The 597-nt window shown below is 38.9% G+C and carries 1 pseudogene; it reads left to right on the forward strand.

Going from position 1 to position 597, the window contains the following annotated elements:
- Positions 1-597: pseudogene (locus DNK84_RS11990) on the forward strand (polyribonucleotide nucleotidyltransferase); the annotation flags it as partial.

Here is a 597-nt window from a genome sequence, read left to right on the forward strand (position 1 = left end):
ATCAGGGGTGCCTTTTGAAGGCCCTGTTGCAGGTGTTCGTGTTGGCTTTATCAATGGTCAGTATGTGATTAATCCATCATTTGCAGAACTTGAAAAATCAGAACTTGATTTGGTCGTTGCTGGGACCAAAGATGCGGTTTTAATGGTGGAATCAGAAGCAAAAAGCTTGCCTGAAGAGGTGATGTTAGGTGCTGTATTATACGGCCATAAAGAAATGCAGGTGGCTATTGATGCAATTAATCATCTTGCACAACATGCTGCCAAGCCGCGTTGGGAATTTGCAGCAAAGCAAGAAAACAAAGCATTAAAAGCACAGATTAAATCACAGTTTTTTAGTGAAATTAAAGCAGCATATCAAGAAACGCAGAAACAAAAACGTAATGAAATCTTAGGTGAATTGAAACAAAAGATCATAGAAGCATTAATCTGTGATGAAAGTGAAGCCGAAGAGTTAAACGTTGAAGAAATTAAAGAAGCTTTCCATGATATTGAGAAAGAATTGGTAAGAAGCAATATTTTATCTGGTAAAGCGCGAATTGATGGTCGTGATACACGTACTGTGCGACCAATTGATGTGAAAACAGGCGTGCTGCCAAA

It is taken from the genome of Facilibium subflavum (genome assembly GCF_003574485.1).
Taxonomy (GTDB): Bacteria; Pseudomonadota; Gammaproteobacteria; order Francisellales; family Francisellaceae; genus Facilibium; species Facilibium subflavum.